The 17,539-nt window shown below is 54.6% G+C and carries 17 protein-coding genes; 6 read left to right on the plus strand and 11 right to left on the minus strand.

Annotated elements, in window-relative coordinates; all coding sequences use genetic code 11:
- Positions 1–329: 329 nt before the first annotated feature.
- A complete protein-coding gene (locus VEV40_RS10270) occupies positions 330–1,106 on the plus strand; it encodes a chlorite dismutase family protein (RefSeq protein WP_324832119.1) in 777 nt (258 codons plus the stop codon).
- A gap of 128 nt (positions 1,107–1,234) precedes the next feature.
- Here VEV40_RS10270 and VEV40_RS10275 read toward each other — a convergent pair whose 3' ends face one another.
- Genes VEV40_RS10275 through VEV40_RS10285 form a run of 3 tightly spaced genes read right to left on the minus strand, consistent with a single transcriptional unit; the run spans position 1,235 to position 2,178 of the window.
- Complete coding sequence (locus VEV40_RS10275; RefSeq protein ID WP_324832120.1) at positions 1,235–1,588, minus strand: hypothetical protein; 354 nt, start codon at positions 1,586–1,588, stop codon at positions 1,235–1,237.
- 13 nt (positions 1,589–1,601) lie between these two features.
- A complete protein-coding gene (locus tag VEV40_RS10280; RefSeq protein WP_324832121.1) occupies positions 1,602–1,889 on the minus strand; it encodes a hypothetical protein in 288 nt (95 codons plus the stop codon).
- The gene (locus VEV40_RS10285; RefSeq protein WP_324832122.1) at positions 1,882–2,178 is read right to left on the minus strand and encodes a BrnT family toxin; all 297 of its coding nucleotides are present in this window, start codon (positions 2,176–2,178) and stop codon (positions 1,882–1,884) included. The genes VEV40_RS10280 and VEV40_RS10285 overlap by 8 nt, the downstream gene beginning before the upstream one ends.
- A 108-nt stretch (positions 2,179–2,286) precedes the next feature.
- Between VEV40_RS10285 and VEV40_RS10290 the strand changes: the two genes are divergently transcribed.
- Positions 2,287–3,189 (plus strand): hypothetical protein, encoded by a 903-nt coding sequence (locus tag VEV40_RS10290; RefSeq protein ID WP_324832123.1) that lies wholly within the window; start codon positions 2,287–2,289, stop codon positions 3,187–3,189.
- A gap of 82 nt (positions 3,190–3,271) precedes the next feature.
- Positions 3,272–3,988, plus strand: a complete 717-nt coding sequence (gene nth / locus VEV40_RS10295) for an endonuclease III (RefSeq protein ID WP_324832125.1) — start codon at positions 3,272–3,274, stop codon at positions 3,986–3,988.
- Positions 3,989–4,064: 76 nt separating this feature from the next.
- Here the strand turns inward: nth and VEV40_RS10300 are convergent, their stop codons facing one another.
- The 5 genes from VEV40_RS10300 to VEV40_RS10320 all read right to left on the minus strand — a co-directional run bounded on the left by VEV40_RS10300 (position 4,065) and on the right by VEV40_RS10320 (position 8,450).
- Positions 4,065–4,526, minus strand: a complete 462-nt coding sequence (locus VEV40_RS10300) for a DUF2141 domain-containing protein (RefSeq protein WP_324832126.1) — start codon at positions 4,524–4,526, stop codon at positions 4,065–4,067.
- A gap of 69 nt (positions 4,527–4,595) precedes the next feature.
- Positions 4,596–5,387: a uroporphyrinogen-III synthase gene (locus VEV40_RS10305; protein WP_324832127.1), complete on the minus strand. Its 792-nt coding sequence runs from the start codon at positions 5,385–5,387 to the stop codon at positions 4,596–4,598.
- Positions 5,384–6,295, minus strand: a complete 912-nt coding sequence (gene hemC, locus VEV40_RS10310) for a hydroxymethylbilane synthase (protein WP_324832128.1) — start codon at positions 6,293–6,295, stop codon at positions 5,384–5,386. The genes VEV40_RS10305 and hemC overlap by 4 nt, the downstream gene beginning before the upstream one ends.
- A complete protein-coding gene (gene hemA, locus VEV40_RS10315; protein WP_324832129.1) occupies positions 6,292–7,638 on the minus strand; it encodes a glutamyl-tRNA reductase in 1,347 nt (448 codons plus the stop codon). The genes hemC and hemA overlap by 4 nt, the downstream gene beginning before the upstream one ends.
- Entirely contained in the window at positions 7,635–8,450 is an 816-nt protein-coding gene (locus VEV40_RS10320; RefSeq protein ID WP_324832130.1) for a cytochrome C assembly family protein, read from the minus strand. The genes hemA and VEV40_RS10320 overlap by 4 nt, the downstream gene beginning before the upstream one ends.
- Positions 8,451–8,539: 89 nt before the next feature.
- On the opposite strand from VEV40_RS10320, the gene mutS reads away from it, so the two are divergent.
- The 3 genes from mutS (at position 8,540) to VEV40_RS10335 (ending at position 14,206) form a co-directional block, all read left to right on the plus strand.
- Positions 8,540–11,185: a DNA mismatch repair protein MutS gene (gene mutS, locus VEV40_RS10325; protein ID WP_324832132.1), complete on the plus strand. Its 2,646-nt coding sequence runs from the start codon at positions 8,540–8,542 to the stop codon at positions 11,183–11,185.
- Positions 11,182–12,249, plus strand: coding sequence for a beta-N-acetylhexosaminidase (gene nagZ, locus VEV40_RS10330; RefSeq protein ID WP_324832133.1), 1,068 nt, complete (start codon positions 11,182–11,184; stop codon positions 12,247–12,249). The genes mutS and nagZ overlap by 4 nt, the downstream gene beginning before the upstream one ends.
- A gap of 445 nt (positions 12,250–12,694) precedes the next feature.
- Entirely contained in the window at positions 12,695–14,206 is a 1,512-nt protein-coding gene (locus tag VEV40_RS10335) for a sugar transferase (protein WP_324832134.1), read from the plus strand.
- 30 nt (positions 14,207–14,236) lie between these two features.
- On the opposite strand, the gene alaC is transcribed toward VEV40_RS10335, so the two are convergent.
- The 3 genes from alaC to VEV40_RS10350 are packed head-to-tail and all read right to left on the minus strand — an operon-like array spanning position 14,237 to position 17,400.
- Positions 14,237–15,472 (minus strand): alanine transaminase, encoded by a 1,236-nt coding sequence (alaC, locus tag VEV40_RS10340; protein WP_324832136.1) that lies wholly within the window; start codon positions 15,470–15,472, stop codon positions 14,237–14,239.
- A gap of 57 nt (positions 15,473–15,529) precedes the next feature.
- Positions 15,530–16,300, minus strand: coding sequence for a LytR/AlgR family response regulator transcription factor (locus tag VEV40_RS10345; RefSeq protein WP_324832137.1), 771 nt, complete (start codon positions 16,298–16,300; stop codon positions 15,530–15,532).
- Positions 16,301–16,305: 5 nt separating this feature from the next.
- Positions 16,306–17,400, minus strand: a complete 1,095-nt coding sequence (locus VEV40_RS10350) for a sensor histidine kinase (protein WP_324832138.1) — start codon at positions 17,398–17,400, stop codon at positions 16,306–16,308.
- Between the last annotated feature and the right edge of the window lie 139 nt (positions 17,401–17,539).

Below are 17,539 nucleotides of genomic sequence, written 5' to 3' on the forward strand. Positions count from 1 at the left end.
AAGAAGACTCTCGCTCGTGTCCAGCCTTTGCAGCAGCCGCGATTGGACGTCGGCCTGAAACTTGGCGATCTTGTAGCGGCGGATCGAGGAAAACAGAACCCAGACGATCCATCCAATCATGAAAAATGCGCCGCTTGGTACGAGAATGTCTTGCATGTCATTTAACTCCTGAGCGTTAATTACTATGTTCACCCGATAAAACGCGATTCACGCCGAATGGTTAACCAGCGCAGTAGAAAAAAATTGACAATGGCCCCGTCGACCTTCCGCGTAAAGCCGAAAAGGTCCTGTCCTGCTAGCATTGAGTAAAAGAGATTCAGGAGTTCATCATGGCTGACGCACTCACCGTTCCCGCCGGCGAAACCACAGGACACCCACATACCGCCCCTGCCCCGGCAAAATCTGAAGAGAAGAAAGTCAAGCGCCAGATGATCGGCTTCATCTTCTTCAAGGTCATGCCCGAATGGCGCCGTCTGCCGGAAGGCGAGCGCGCCGAGCACAAGCGCCAGTTTGCCGAGGTCATCAAACGCTGGAACAAGCCCGGCGAGATGCTTAACCTCACCTACTCCACCGTTGGCCTGCGCCCCGATGTAGACATGGTCCTCTGGCGCATCTGCTACTCGGTCGATGACCTGAACCGGATGATGTCCGATCTGCTGGCTACTCCGCTTGGCGGCTATCTCACTACGCCGCATCACTTTCTGGCCATGACCAAGCGGTCGCAGTACCTCATCGGACACGAGCATGAGGGCCAGGCCGACTCGCGCGGCTTTCTCCGCCCCGGCGGCCAGAAATACATCTTCATCTACCCATTCTGGAAGACCCGCGCCTGGTACCTGCTCCCCATGGAAGAGCGCCAGCGCCTGATGAACGAGCACATCCGGATCGGCCACATGTACCCGCGCGTCAAGCTCAATACAACGTACTCCTTCGGCATCGACGACCAGGAATTCGTCGTGGCCTTCGAATCCAACTTCCCCGAAGACTTCGTCGACTTAGTGCAGCAACTGCGCGAAACCGAAATCAGCGCCTACACGCTGAAGGACACACCCATCTTCACGTGCATCCGCATGACGCCGGAAGAGATGCTGGATCGGCTGGGGTGACTTGTAACAGGCGGCGCGCGGTTACTAAAAGAACCTGGTTCGTACCAAGTCTTCATGCGCAAGCTCAACTAACTTGTGATGAAGCTTGTTCTCGATCGCTGCTAGTTGCTCTTTACTGTATCGAAGCTCTAGTGGCGTCGCCCCCTTAGATCTGGGTCGTAATAGTTCATTTCTTTCATTTTTAGCCAATCAGTCTTTACGTCCGACTTTCTGAGCTGCTCCGCGATAAAAATTCGATCTTCAAACATCCTTGCAAGCTCTTGGACTGCCACGTTCAATCGCTCTGGATTATTCGGTCGTCCTGATCCTGGCCGTTCTTCAGTTACAACTGTAACCGTGTCATATAAGAGATCAATCAAATCACGATATTCAGCTTTCAATTGATCAGCCAACCACTTCTTGTGTTCGCGAGTGGTAGTAAGCACATGCCCCAGCAAGGCGCCGAGGATAAGGGTCACTACAGCAATGATCGTCGTCTGCATGTGCGGATTCCTCTCAAGCACTCCGTAGCCGAGCCTCGGCTATCGCTTCCGAGATCACATCATCCTTAACTCCATGCCGTCGCAGGCTTTCAGCAAGTACCTGCACCTGCGAATTCTCCATCCGCGCAAGGTCCTTCCTGAGCCCCTGCCCGATGTAAGCACGAATCAACGGCTGATATCCGGAAAACCCAAGCACTGGAGCAATTTCCTTCAGATCGTTAATCACATCTTCCGGAAGACGCATGCTGATGGTCGTCATCGTGCGGTCTTTCCGCAACCGCTTCCTGATTCGTTCACTCATCTTCATATTTCCTCCGTTCCTGTGCTGTAGCTACACGAGCAGAGATAATCCGGATTGCATCGTCTTCCCGTAAAAGATGGGCGACGAAGAGCAAATCCCAATCTTCCGTCATACCGATGGTCGCCTCGCGTTTCTCGTCAGTTGGGCCTGCGTGTTCTAATTTGACAAAAGGATCAAAGAATACCTCGCAAGCTTTCTCGAAGGAGACACCGTGCTTACTCTTGTTGCTCGCCGCTTTTTCTGAATCCCAAACAAATCGCTGCCCCTGATAAAGGAAGACAATATCCACCTAGGAACGTATATACATTATATATGCACAGGTCAAGGCGCATTCGCGTTACTTAAGACTCTTTCTTAGTGTTCTTGACGCCCTTTGCGATAAAATTCGTCGGCAGCCATGGCTCTCCTCGTAATTCCCAGTACGGTGATCTGGTCGTATGGCGTCGCTGCCGTCGTTCTCGCAGCCTGGCTGGTCGCGATTTCTCTTCGCGGCGATTGGCAAAAGGCGCAAGGATTCGACAAGCTGCTTCTGTTCGGGACGCTTTTCTACGCGGCTCCGGTCGCGGCCTTCGGCACCGAACATTTCACGTTGACCAACGCAATCGCGTCGATCATCCCGGCGTGGATTCCGTGGCATTACTTCTGGGTGTACCTGGTAGGCGCCTGCTTTATCGCAGGCGGGCTGAGCTTGGTGACAGGGATTCAGGCGCGTCTCGCGGCTAGTTTGTTCGCTTTGACATTTTTTCTTTTCGTAATCCTGATGGAGGCGCCAGCCTCGGCCCACCAGCTGCGGAACCGGTTTGCCCTGACAATCGTGCTGCGGGAAATATCTTTCAGCGGCGGCGCGCTGGCCTTGGCTGCTCGCCTCACCGAGGAGCAGCACCGACGCGGCGGACACATCCTTGCGACAATTGCGCGATACTTCATTGCCATTCCCGTGCTGTTTTACAGCTTTGAGCAGTTCATGCACGGCGATCACGTTCCCGCCGTCCCCCTGGAACCGTTGACGCCTACATACATCTACGGACATGCGATTTGGACATACCTGGCAGCCGTGGCTTATGCAGTGACGGGTGCCCTGTTGTTTGTCGGCAAGAAGACCCGCGCAGCGGCGACGTGGCTGGGCTTGACCGTGCTCTTTGTTGAGCTGGTCGTCTACGTGCCGATTGGAGTAGTGGAACGCGCCAGCCTCGACAACGGCCTCAACTACGTGTTCGATACGCTGATGTATTGCGGAGCCGTTCTTCTTCTCGCGGACGCCATGCCCCGGTCTCGTCAGAACTCACAGTCCATCTCTTGATATTCCTGGTGTCCTTCTGCGATAAAACATCACTATGCCCAACATGAAAAACGCCCCCCAAAAGGCTGCCCAGAAACCTCACTTGAACACCGTCCTCACAAAACCAGCGAAATCCTCCTCCAAACTTAGAGATAAGTTCAACTCAAAACGCGACCTCGCCCCCGAGCGTGTAGGCGAAATCCTGAAGCGCCTCGCCGCTACATACCCGAATGCCGAGTGTGCCCTGCACCATCGCAACGCATGGGAATTGCTCGTGGCGACCATCCTCTCCGCGCAGTGCACCGACGTACGCGTGAACATGGTCACACCCGAACTCTTCCGCCAATTCCCTACGCCGAAAGCGATGTCCGAAGCCTCACAGCCCGCGCTCGAAGAGCTTATCCGCTCCACTGGCTTCTACCGCAATAAGGCGAAGTCGATCTTAGGAGCGGCAAAAAAAATCACGCATGACTTCGGCGAAAAAGTTCCGCGCACGCTGGCCGAGCTGACCACTGTCCCCGGCGCGGCCCGCAAAACCGCCAACGTCGTTCTGGGGGTGGCCTACGGCCTCGCGGAAGGTATCGTCGTCGACACACACGTCCTCCGCATTTCGCACCGGTTGCATTTGACGCAGGCAACAGAGCCAAAGCAGGTTGAGCAGGACCTAATAAAGATCATCCCTAAAAACCACTGGATTGCCTACTCGCACGAAGTCATCCACCATGGCCGCCAAATCTGCATCGCCCGCAAACCGAAATGTGCCGCTTGCACTCTGGAAACCGTCTGCACTTCCGGCGATAAAACTTGGTCCAGCGATTAGGTGCTGTCATCCCCACCGACGCGGAGCGTAGTGGAGGGACCTGCGGTTTATCGTCACTTAGCGTTAACCATGAGGCTCACTTATAAATTAAATGAATCGAAGTCTCGGTCTGCGGGCACGCAACGTCGATACTCGCAGTCTTGAAGTCAGGTGGGGTGAGAAAGACCTTCGGATTGTTGGCAAACCCAAATCCTTCCTTCGGAATCCCGAGAAAATTCCGGTCCATTTTGTGGTTTCCATTTTCATCGTGAAGCACAGTAATCGCATATCGCCCGGCCAGAACATCGAGCGTGACCGTCGCCTTGTCTCCTGAAAAAGGATGAGGCCCATGAAGAAACGCCTTGTCATTTTTCTCTGGCCAGCCATCCGGAGAGGTGAACAGCGAAACTCCAAGATGGCCCTTCTGGTTGCGGAAACCATCGACATGAATGACAAGCGTACAGGTTGATTGGGCCCGTATCGGAGGAACCGACAACGCCAACGTCGCATACCACACCGCAAGCCCAGAAGTTTTCCACACCGGTGCAATGTTTGGCATAGTCGGCACCTTTCCTCCGCAGAATTAAATCGTGTCAAGCCCAAAATTGCATTTTTTGATCATGACTCATTAAAGAGAGGGGGATTGCAACTCCCGGAGCGTCGCATGAACCAGCCCGTCCACATCATGCGGATCGGCCTCATCCGCAGGCTCCCATCCGTGCTCATGCAAAGTGGCGGAGGTAATCGGTCCGATTGATAATGCCCGGACACCTGCAGGGGCGGAACAAATCCCGGCCTCATCCATCAGCCGGAAAAAGTTGGTCACTGTCGAAGAACTCGTGAACGTCACAGCGTCCGGTACTGGCGAACCCACGAAAACTCCCCGCATCAAGCGCGCCGATTCCTCCGGAACCACGGTACGGTAAGCCTCAACGATATCCACCACAGCACCCAATCGTCGCATCTCATCGGGAATGACATCGCGGGCCACTGCAGCCCGCGCCAGCAGCACGTGCGATCCGGCAATTTTACTGTCTAGCATCTCCACAACAGACTCAGCTACATACTTCGGTGGAACCAGATCGACGCGGAAACCTGCTGCTCTTACGGCAGAAGCGGTTGCAGAACCAACCGCAACCAGCTTGACTCCGGAAAGCATTGAGCGCCCGATTTGCAACAGTGCAAACCGCTCACCCAGCACGCGTGCAGTGTTCGCGCTGGTAACAATCAGCCATTGATACTGCTGCAGATTGCTGAGGGCAGCATCCAGGGGCTCATATGAATCAGGAGGAACGATCTCAATCGTCGGCAATTCGATCACGCAAGCACCGAGCGCCTCAAGTTCCCTGCTGAGCCGGCTTGACTGACTCCGCGGCCGCGTAACGACAATTGTCCGGCCTGCCAATGGCAATTCGCTCACGGCTGAGCTGCTCCCAGAATTTCGGGCGCGCCCTGCTCCATCAACCGCTCTGCCAGTTGCCTCCCGAGCTCTTCCGCGCTTTGAACGAGCTGATGATCGAATTCCGCGCGTACCAGCGCCGATCCGTCAGGATGGGCCACAACGCCAGTAATCATATGGCCTTCCGGCGAAGGCTCGCAATAAACGCCAATGGGTACATGGCATCCGCCACCAAGTTCTGCCAGCGCCGCTCGCTCTGCAGTCACGGCAAAGCGGGAGGTCGGATCGTCTAGAAACGCAACGGCATCAAGCGTTCGCGAATCATCAGCGCGTGTTTCGATGGCCAGCGCGCCCTGTCCCGGAGCCGGACAAAGGACTAATGGCGAAAATCTCTCTCGAATCCACTCTGTTCGCCTCAGCCGATCGAGTCCGGCAGACGCAACAACAATGGCATCGACCAAGTCTTCGTTGAGCTTGCGCAGCCGGGTATCGACATTACCGCGGAAATCGACCAACTCTACATTCCGCCGCTGCGCCCGAAGCTGGGATTGCCGGCGCAGGCTGCTGGTGCCGATGCGCGCGCCGGAAGGCAGCGATTCAAATGAATCATATTTGACAGAAACAAACGCATCACGCGGATCGACGCGCGGCGGGATGGCGGCAATAGTGAATGACTCGGCCAGTTCCGTAGGAAGGTCTTTGAGACTATGAACGGCCAGATCGATTTTGTTCGCCAGGAGCGCTTCTTCGATCTCCTTGGTGAACATGCCCTTTGTCGCGACTTTATCGAAGGCCACATTCTGCAACGCGTCGCCTGTCGTGCGGATAATCTCAATTGCGACTTCGTGCCCGGCGCTGCGCAGCTTGCCGGCGATATGGTTTGTCTGCCACAGCGCAAGCTGGGAACCCCTGGAACCGATACGGATCACGAGCGGTCCTTCTGATTGCCCGCAATGACCGGCTCGTCCGTTTCTGCTGGCACAGTCTTTGACGTAATACGAGAATTCGCTGGTTCCTGCGTCCGAGTGAGATGGAACACCGAACGCATCACTTCCAGCATCACGGTGTCGGCCTCAAGCGCCGCTGCTTTGATGGCCTGCATTGGCAAATGAAGAAACTTGTTCATCAGTCCGCGCGTCAGCGCCTCAACCGCCGCCTGCTGCTCTGGCGTTAGCGATTGCAGACGCGCCTGCATCCGCCGCAACTCCGCCTGACGCATCTCTTCTGCCGAACTCTGCAGATCGATGATCATCGGCGTGGCGTTTAATGCCTGCGCATGCCGCTGGAACCGCTGCACTTCTTCGGCGATGATTGCCTCGGCCCGCTGCGCCTCGCGCGCCCGGTCAGCCAGGTGCGATGCTGCGACGGATTGCAGGTCATCGATGTCGTAGAGAAAGACACCGTCTACGCGATTGATCTCAGGATCAATGTCGCGCGGCACGGCAATATCGATAAAGAACATGGGCCGATTGCGCCGTTTATGCAGAAACTGCTGCCCATGCTCGCGGCGGAAGATGTGTTCCTGCGATCCTGTCGACGTGATGATAATGTCCGCCTGGTCGGCAGTCGCATAGAGATCTTCGAAGCGGACAGCGCGACCCTGAAAATTCTGCGCCAGCCGCACCGCGTGGTCATGAGTGCGATTGGCAACATAAATTGCGTCCGCGCCCTGCTGCAGAAGATGCCGCGCTGCCAGCTCGCTCATCTTGCCTGCACCAACCAGCAACACGCGCTTCCCTTCAAGCGAGCCAAATATCTTCTTCGCCAGATCAACGGCAACAGAGGCAATCGAAACTGATGAGCTACCAATCTGCGTCTCGGTGCGGATTTTTTTCGCAACCGCAAACGTCGATTGCAGCAGCTTTTCCAGATGGGTCTGAACCGCCCCTACAGAACGTGCCGTTGTATAAGACTCCTTCACCTGTCCAAGTATCTGCGGCTCGCCCACCACCATCGAATCGAGACTCGATGCCACTCGGAACAAGTGCTGCACGGCATCCGTCTCGCGGTATTCATAGATATGCGGGCGCAGTGATGCGGTTCCGACGCCGAGATAACCTTCAAGAAAACTCAGCAAATCAGGGCTGTTGGATTCATGGCAGGCCAGCAATTCAACCCGGTTGCAGGTGGAGAGGATCATGGCCTCATGCACACCTGGAAAGTCGAGCAGCGCATGAGTCGCCTCTCCCAGGCGTTCGGGCGCAATGGCCAATTGCTCGCGTAATTCAACAGGGGCCGTTTTGTGGTTTACGCCTGTGAGCAGAAGTTTCATGGCGTACTGAACCTATGTACCGAGCTGAATAAGTTTGCAGCCCACACACACAACATGAGCAAAATAACTGCACTTGAGAGATACACGGCGCGCTTTCCGCGCAATCCTGCCGAGCGATGCACAAACAGGATTACCAGATACAGTACCCACATCACGAACGACAGCACAACCTTGGGATCGACGAAGTAGGCCGCGCCCATATGCTCCTGCGCAATCAACGATCCGATCAGCAGGCCGCCGGTCATGCAGTAGAAGCCGAATACGAGTGTCGTTCGGGCAATCTGGTTCATGGTGTCAAGCGGCGGCAGCCATCCTAGAAAGCCCGGCGATTGCCGGTTCTTAAGTCTGCGCTCCTGCGCGAGATAGAAAAGACTGGCCAGCAGGCTGAAAATCAGCGCGGCATAGGCCGCCAAGAGCAGCGTTACATGGATCGCGATCCATCCGCTGCGTACCAGCGATGAGGAGAAGGTGTATTTGTCCGGCCCGATGGCTGGGATCAGAATCACGAGAAACGCTAGGGGCAGCGCAAAGACGCCGAACGAGATTGTGCGATAGCGCAGCCAGATCAGCAGGAATGCCGTCACAATCAGGAGCGAAAGCGTGGCCTGCACCTGGTGCATGCCCACCGGCATCAGCCTGTGCGCCGCGGCCAGCATCTCTACAAACGCGACGATATGATAGAGCCACCCGGCAATCGCCAAAGGGAGGCAGACCCGCTGCCAGCGCGGACGCTCTCCGAGCACAGCCGGCAACGCAGCAACACTGGCCAGTCCATAAAGAGCCGCCGCAACTCTAAGCCATAGCAGATACATGTAATTAAACCTTAAGTATAACTGCGCAGCGCCGGCTGGCGCTTCGATTCACCAATCAACATGACGATGCGGTATGCTGGCCTTTCCCGGTGCCCGATACTTCCGTCCAATCTGTCGATACGGCGCAGACGCCGCTCATGCGCCAATATGCCGCCGCTAAGCAGCAGCATCCTGACGCGCTGCTTCTTTTCCGTCTGGGCGATTTCTACGAACTTTTTTTTGAGGACGCGCATGTGGCGTCGCGCGAGTTGCAAATCACTCTCACGGCGCGCGACAAGGAGCGCGCAGTGCCGATGTGCGGCGTTCCATATCATGCAGCTGAAAGCTATATAGCGAGGCTGCTGCGTAAAGGTTATCGTGTCGCCATCTGCGACCAGATGGAAGATCCAAAGCTTGCGAAAAAGATCGTCCGGCGTGAAGTGACGCGCGTTCTTACACCCGGAACGGCCATCGATCCCGCTCTTGGCTCCGAGCAGAACAATTTTCTGGCTGCAATTTTGCTCGGAGAAAATCTTGCGGCACTCGCGCTGCTCGATCTTTCTACTGGAGACTTTCGCGCCGCGGAATTTACCGGTCTACAGGCATCGGCTTTATGTCTTGATGAATTGCAAAAAGCGTCACCCAGCGAAGTGCTTTTATCAGGCACGAATCCGCCGCTGCTGCTGACACAAAACACGAATCTGTCTGCGCTTGACCGCATCAAAACCAAAACTCATCTTGAAGACTGGGTCTTTACCAAAGATTACGCCGTGCCGCTGCTGGAGCGTCAACTGGCGGCGGCATCACTTGACGGCTTCGGACTGTCACTGCATCCAGCCGCAGCCATTGCCGCCGGGGCCATTCTGCATTATGTGCGAAGCACGCAGCGCGCTGGGCTTGAGCATGTCGACAACATTCGCTTTTATGAACGCTCCGAGCACCTCCAACTCGACCAGGTTACAGTCCGTAATCTTGAACTGATTGAGCCGCTATTTAGCGGAGCAGGAGCGACGACAACGCTTTTCCATACGCTTGATTGCTGCCAGACGCCAATGGGCAAGCGGCTGCTTCGCGCATCGATACTGCGACCTCTTCTTGACAGCGGCGCAATCAACGAACGCTATGAAGCAATCGAATGCCTCAAGGATGACCTGATCCTCCGCGAGAAAGTCCGCAAAACGCTCGAAGGCATTCTCGATCTAGAGCGGCTGTTGGCCCGCATCTCATTGGACAGCGCAGGACCGCGTGACCTGCTCGCGCTGGCTGCCTCCCTGCAGCATCTTCCCCTGTTGCAAAGCGTGTTAAGCCAGATTGATTCGCCGCTATGGAAACAGCTTTCCGCGCGGCTAGACAAGCTTGAGGACTTGTGCGCCCGGATTCAGCAGACGATTCAACCCTCACCGCCTCTCACCCTTGCGGATGGTGGAGTCATCACTGTCGGCATTGACGCAGAACTGGACGAACTGCGAACACTCAGCCAGAGTGGCCGACGATCCATCGCAGCAATTGAAGAGCGCGAGCGGGCACGCACAGGCATTTCATCTCTGAAAGTCCGGTTCAACTCCGTCTTCGGCTACTACATCGAAATCACAAAAGCGAACCTCGCCAATGTCCCACCTGACTACGAGCGTAAACAGACGCTGGTCAATGCCGAGCGTTTCACTACGCCGGAACTCAAAGATTACGAGACGAAAATTCTGACTGCGCATGAGCGATCAGTGGAGATTGAAAAACGCATCTTCGCCGATTTGCGGCGCGGCATTCTGGACCACGCCAGTCGTATACGCAAAACCAGCAGCGCCGTTGCAGAGGTGGATTTATTAACGAATTTCGCACATCTCGCAGTACTCCGGCATTACGTGCACCCAAAGCTTGTAGAAGAGGCTGTGCTTGAAACGGCGCGCGCGCGGCATCCTGTGATCGAGTGCCTGATGGAGGAGGCTGGCGAAGGCCGCTTTGTTCCCAACGATTTGTATCTCGACATTCAGGGGCCTGCAATCCTGCTGCTCACCGGACCGAATATGGGAGGAAAATCGACCTATCTACGACAGTCCGCATTGCTCGTCATTATGGCGCAGATGGGCTGCTTTGTTCCCGCTGACAATATGCGCTTCGGACTGGTGGACCGCATCTACACGCGCATTGGCGCCAGCGACAACCTTGCCCGCGGACGATCCACCTTTATGGTTGAGATGACGGAAACGGCGACGATTCTCAACACGGCAACGGACCGGTCCCTGATATTGCTCGATGAAATGGGCCGCGGCACGGCAACCTTTGACGGCCTCTCGCTTGCATGGGCAACGCTTGAGTATCTGCACGCGAATATCGGAGCGCGAACGTTGTTCGCGACTCACTATCATGAGTTAACGATACTGGCGGAACAGCTGACAAAGCTCAAAAATCTACGCGTCTCTGTAAAGGAAACACCACAAGGCATTATCTTTCTACATGCCATTGAGCCTGGGCCGGCGAGCAAAAGCTATGGCATCGATGTTGCGCGTCTTGCAGGATTGCCACCTCAGGTCATTCAACGCGCCCGGCAGGTACTCAAGCAGCACGAACGGTCTGAGCGTCACAATGTCGCTGCGGAGACTGAAGCTCCGTTACAACTCACGATGTTCACGCCGCTATCACAGCGTATTCTCGACCGCCTGCAGGAAACGGACATCAACTCGCTGACGCCGTTGCAGGCTCTCAATCTGCTCGAAGAATTGCAAAGCGAAATCAAGTCCTCACAGGGCGGCAAAGCATGAAAGCAACGCTTCGCAGGCAGGTTGGACAACTCCTTATTGTGGGCCTTGAAGGCCCCGAGCTTACTTCCATCGAGCGCGCCTGGCTAAAGCTGGTGCGTCCCGGCGGTGTGATCCTCTTTCGTCGAAATATTGAAGAAGCAAGACAGACGGTGCAACTGCTTCGTGAAGTCACGGAGATAATTGGCAAATCATGCTTTCGCTGCATTGACATTGAAGGAGGCCTGGTTGACCGCTTGCGCGACCTGATCGCGCCCATGCCTTCACCTGCTGAAGTCTATGCCACCCGGAAACCAGCGATCTTCAGGAAGCATGGCCAACTCATTGCGCGGGAGGCTCGTAGTCTGGGCTTCAATACGGTCTTTGCCCCAGTACTTGATTTAGCCTTACCTGTGTCTGCCGACGTTTTGTGTAACCGCGCCGTATCCGCCGACCCCGCAGGGGTGACAGCTTATGCTTTGCCATTCCTTCAGGAGTTTGCCGCTGAGGGCATCCTTGGATGCGGAAAGCATTTTCCAGGCCTGGGAGGAAGCAGTCTCGATTCACACCAATCGATGCCTGTTATTCAGCGGTCATGGAAGGAAATGTGGGACGAAGATATCGCGCCTTTTCGTGCGCTCGCTGTTCGGCTGCCCATGATTATGGTCGCTCATGCAGCCTATCCGCAGGCTTCAGGGGCTGCGGTACCAGCCTCCATTTCACGATTCTGGATCACGAAAATTCTTCGCCAGAAGATTGGCTATAAAGGTCTAGTGATTTCCGATGACATGGAGATGGGAGGCATCCTTACACAGCGAATCATCGAAGAAGCTGCAGTCAATGCAGTTGCCGCTGGAACCGACATACTTGGAGTCTGTAAAGAGCCTGGACTAGTGATTCGGGCTTATGAATCGCTGTTGTCAGAAGCGGAATCTTCCCCATCTTTTCGCCGGTCCGTCCAGCTGGCGGCGCGACGCATGGCCCACTATAAAAAGCAATACCAACTGAAAAACTTTCCTAGAAGATTCTCGTCCAAGGTCCTCGAAAATCTCAGAACGGAAGCTAAAAAGTTCTCGACGAAGATTTAACCAAAATAGCACTACAACTGTGCTGCCGGGGACAACAACGCACCTGAACTGTATCGGATGCGTAAAATTGTCACTGTAATGATTACATTCGACTGGAAAACCCTCCAATCCTTGATTTTTTTCATTTGACATATAAACTGTTAAAAGACGACTATTCGAAGCAAATAACTTACTAACTTCACAGCATGCAGTCTAATGAGACTGCTATTAAATGGAGTAATGTGTATACTGTAGTCGTCTTGTTTTATCCGTGTATCACCAGCTTTTCAGGCATTGTGTGCTTCCCTTTGAATGCACGACTGTAACGTCCGGACGTTCCCAGATCCGGCAGCGTTGTTAAGAAGTTGTAATGTAAGTGCGACGGCAAGCCTCCGCCGCCCAATCGGCAAACCAGTAGCATCAGCGACCGAAATCAAGCTTCGTCTAACCGTGTTCTTAAAGAATTATGGCGACATCCGAATACATTCGAAAGAATGAGCCATCTGAAAAACAGCCGAAACGGTTCGATTACGAATCAGTTAAGGGGCATCGCAGAATCAGCGGGCCCGGTTTTGCCTCCAAGATCCTGCGGATGTCTGGTGACACAGTCATCGTTATTTTGGCATTTGCACTGGCCCTCGAAATAAAACTTCATTTTTTCACCAGTGGAAGTGCCTTAAGATCGATCCACTCTACTGCCGGCGCCATTTATCTTGGTTTCTTCGCGTGGTTTCTCTGTTGCTTGCTGCTCGTGTCGGAGCATTACGATCTTTACAGCCCGATTCTAGCGCCAGGGGGTGCTCGCGAACTACGCCTGACTGTTCAGGCATCGCTGAATGCGGGACTGCTGTTGTGTGGTGGCTTGTACATGGCACGTCTGGAGCTGGCCTCTCGAACAGTCGTGGTTCTGCTTGTCTGCACGACCTCGGTCGCCTTGTGCATCTGGCGGGCTAGCCTGCGGCTCGCCTACTACCGGCAGTTTGAGAACGGCATTGACACCCGCAACATTGCCATCATTGGCACTGGTCATCTGAGCCATGCGCTAGGCGAACACATCGCGGGCAACTATCGCCTCGGTTATCAATTTCTTGGATATATCTCTACGAGCGAGCAGACGAACAGTGAAGAAGCGGCGTCGACAAAAATTCTCGGCAACGTGGATCGGCTGCGGCAACTTACCCGTTTGCACTTTATCGACGAAGTTGTGATTACCCAAGCTCTCCCCGCCGAACAGGTCATATTGTTGCTGGATGAGGCTCGTGATCTAGGCATCGACATTCGCGCTATCTCCGGCCTTTTCGGAGACCTTTCTGTGCACGCCGCAATCGAGTACCTCGGCGTTTATCCGGTTACACCGTTGCACCGCAGTCAGTCCAGAACCATTTCGCTTTTTTTCAAAAGGATACTCGATATCCTATTTTCGTTTACTGTAATGGTCGCAGTATTTCCTTTGATGTTCCTTATAGCGGTGGCAATCAGGCTGGACAGCGAAGGGCCTGTCTTTTATGTATCGGAGCGTATTGGCAAGCGAGGCCGCGTTTTTCCCTGTTTCAAATTCCGCACCATGGTGAAAGACGCCGAGAAAAAGAAGCGCGAACTGGCAGCGCTGAATGAGCGCGATAGTATTCTTTTCAAGGTTTCCAATGACCCGCGTGTGACGCGCATTGGCCGCATTCTGCGCAAATATAGCCTCGATGAGTTGCCGCAGTTCTTCAATGTCTTCCGCGGTGAGATGAGCGTAGTGGGACCACGCCCACCGATTGCGAGCGAAGTGGAAAAGTATGAACTGGAACATTTTCGCCGTCTCGAAGTCATGCCAGGCCTGACTGGTTTATGGCAGATTCATGCGCGGCAGGATTCTTCGTTTGCCCGGTACATTGAGCTCGATACCGCGTATGTGGAGAACTGGACTTTCTGGCTCGACGTGAAGATTCTTATCCGCACGGCACACGTCGTCCTTCGCGGGACGGGCACCTAATAGAATCGTATACTGCTCCCAAACGCTGACCTATTGTGGCACTGATTGCGCCAGAAGGCCGTCCTTCAAAAGCATCTGTTTAATACCGCGCAGGGCCTGCCGTGTGCGCTCCTCGTTTTCAATCAGAGAAAAGCGCACATGTCCATCGCCAAATTCGCCGAAGCCGATGCCAGGGCTGACCGCAACCTTCGCTTCTTTGAGCAACTTGGTCGAAAACTCAAGCGAGCCCATCTCTCGATATGGCTCCGGGATCGGCGCCCACACGAACATCGTTGCCTTCGGCAGTGCCAACTGCCAACCGAGTTTGTTTAGTCCACTCACCAGCACGTCCCGGCGGCGGCGGTAGTACTCACAAATCTCCTCAACGCATTCCTGCGGACCTTCCAGCGCCAAAATCGATGCCACCTGCACTGGAGTAAACGTGCCATAGTCGAAGTAACTCTTGATTCGAGCCAGAGCTGCAACCAGCTTGCGGTTACCCACCATGAAGCCCACGCGCCATCCCGGCATGTTGTAACTCTTGGATAGTGTGAAGAATTCCACAGCGATCTCTTTCGCTCCGGGTACCTGCAGGATCGATGGTGCCTTATATCCATCGAAGCAGATATCCGCGTATGCCAGGTCGTGCACAAGATAGATGTTCTGCTGTTTGCACAGCGCAATCACGCGCTCAAAAAAACTCAGGTCAGCGCATTGAGTAGTCGGATTTGCCGGAAAGTTGAGGATGAGCATTTTCGGGCGTGGGTACATTAGCGGAATCGCGCGCTCCAATTCCGCCAGAAATGCCTCGGTGTCATGGATAGCAACGCTGTGAATGTTTGCACCCGCGATCACGGGGCCATAAATATGGATCGGATAACTGGGATTCGGCACTACAACAACATCGCCCTGATCGAGCGTGGCAAGGCAGAGATGGGCGATCCCTTCCTTGGATCCAATTGTGACGATCGCCTCGACATCCGGGTCTAGCGCGACATCATAGCGTCTGTGGTACCAGTTGCAGATCGCCTTTCTGAGTCGCGGAATCCCGCGAGACAGCGAATAGCGATGGGTCTCGGGCCTGCGCGCAGCGTCGATCATCTTTTCGACGATGTGCTCAGGCGTCGCGCCATCGGGATTTCCCATCCCGAAGTCGATAATGTCCTCACCTCGGCGTCGGGCAGCAGACTTCAGATCTGAAGTAATGTTGAAAACGTAGGGAGGCAGCCTCTTCAATCTGGAAAATTCTTCCACTCGATCAGTCCCCTGCATCGTTACATGCAGCATTCATCGATTGAACAACTGTCTCTCAATATAGAGGAAGCGAAAAGAATTTTCCTGTGTCTAGGCTCCGCTCAGAGCTTCCTGCAAGCGCTCGCTATAGCTGCGGCTCACCCTGAGTGTCGTTCCATCTTTGAGCCGGATGAGACAGTCCCGGTTAGCCAGCGCCTGCATCTCAGAAATTTGGTCCATGCGGACGATTGTTGAGCGATGAATGCGGACGAACACGGATGGATCCAGCCTGCGTTCCAGAATATGCAACGGTTCGCGCAGCAGGTGCGTTTTGCCGTTTACGTGCAACGCAGCATAATCGCCTTGCGCTTCAATCCACTCCACTTCGTTTGTTGTTACAAAGAAAATACGACGGCCATTGCGAATGGCAAACCGCTGTGCATTTCCGGATGGCCGCCTAGCATGCAAGTCGGAGAGGAGTGACTCCAGGCGGTCCCCCAGAGTGGTACCCTTCTCCATTTGCATTACACGCTGTACCCGATCAATCGCCTCAGCAAAGCGAATGTCATCAATCGGCTTCAACAGGTAGTCTGCAGCATGCACATCGAACGCCCGCAGCGCGTACTGGTCGAACGCGGTAAGGAAAATGACCGCCGGCCGCTCATCCGTGGGCAGGTTCTCAAGCATTTCAAAGCCATCCATCTCCGGCATCTGCACATCGAGGAAAATCAGATTGGGATGATGCTCCGCGATGGCGACCAATGCATCCATGCCGTTACCACACTCGCCGACAACTTCAAATTGAGGATACGGCCGCAAGCGGGAAATAATCCCCCGTCGCGCCAGAGGCTCGTCATCGATCACAATGGTTCGATAGCTCATCGTGTTCAGTTCTCCTGTACTTGTGCTTCTGCCAATTCCAGCGGCGCTACATATGTGTGCAGCGGAATTCTGATCGTTACCCTGCAAACATTGCCTGTCGAAAAATCGATGGTGAATTCATGCGACTCGCCATAAAGCTGGTGCAAACGCGTACGTATGTTTGTCAAGCCGATTCCGTACGTACAGGGTTTGCCATGCAGCGGCATCAGATCATTCCGCACCTGGATTACGAGATCGTCATGCTCGCGAAAAGCGGCGATAAATAGTTCACCGCCTTCGCGCCGTTTGGCGACGCCGTGACGTACGGCGTTTTCCACAAGCGGCTGTAACAGCAGCCGCGGAACGCCCGCTTCCAACAAGCGCGGGTCCGTATCTTCCACCACTTTCAGGCGATCTCCCAGACGTGTTGTCTCTATTTCAAGGTACAGTCGGGTAATGTCCAGTTCGTCCCGCAAAGGGCTCTCGTATGTGCCTTCACCGTCCAATGTAGCGCGGAGAAAATCCGCGAGACGCGCAATCATGCGATTGGCTGTGGCCGTGTCGCGCTCGTAAACAAGCGTCGAGATAGAGTTCAGCGTATTAAAGAGAAAATGCGGATGGATCTGGTATTGCAGCGCCTTCAACTCCGCCTCATGCACCAGTGATTCGAGCCGCAGCAGCCGCGCGCTCTCTTCCGTCTGGGCAACGTAAAACTTGATGCCGAAATAAAGCGCGCTCCAAAACGCCAGCATAAACGTCGGACTCAGCGCGTTGGCAAAAATGTAATACCATTCAAATTTTTCCCACGACGGCATCAGGTACTTCGCTTCCAGCCAGAGAAGTACCGTGCCGGACACAAGGCCAAGTGCGTAGCAGGAAAGAGCCACCACGCGTATCACGCGCGACCACGACGCCTGATGTCGCCACAAACGCCGGCATACGATATGCTGCGCGAAGCTAGCCACAAAACAGACTGCACAGAAGGTCAGCCTGTACATCAATTCCTGACGGAGTTCCTTCGATGGAAGGAAACTGAGCAGCATCATCAGGAAGTAAACCGTCCACCCGCCTAGCTGAAACTGCCAGAAGGATGGTATCCGCTGCTCTTCAGAAATTCTCACACCCGTGTATGTTAGCGGGAAACTTACCCTCGTGGCGATGCAGCATGCCGCAAAGTTTGCACGGTCCGTCGTTCTACATGCGAATATGTGGAGCAGGCAAATACAGCCTCTCGGGTTCAGAACTCTGATCCGACTCAGG

Origin of the sequence: Alloacidobacterium sp. (assembly GCF_035631355.1) — a bacterium.
Lineage (GTDB): Bacteria > Acidobacteriota > Terriglobia > Terriglobales > Acidobacteriaceae > Alloacidobacterium.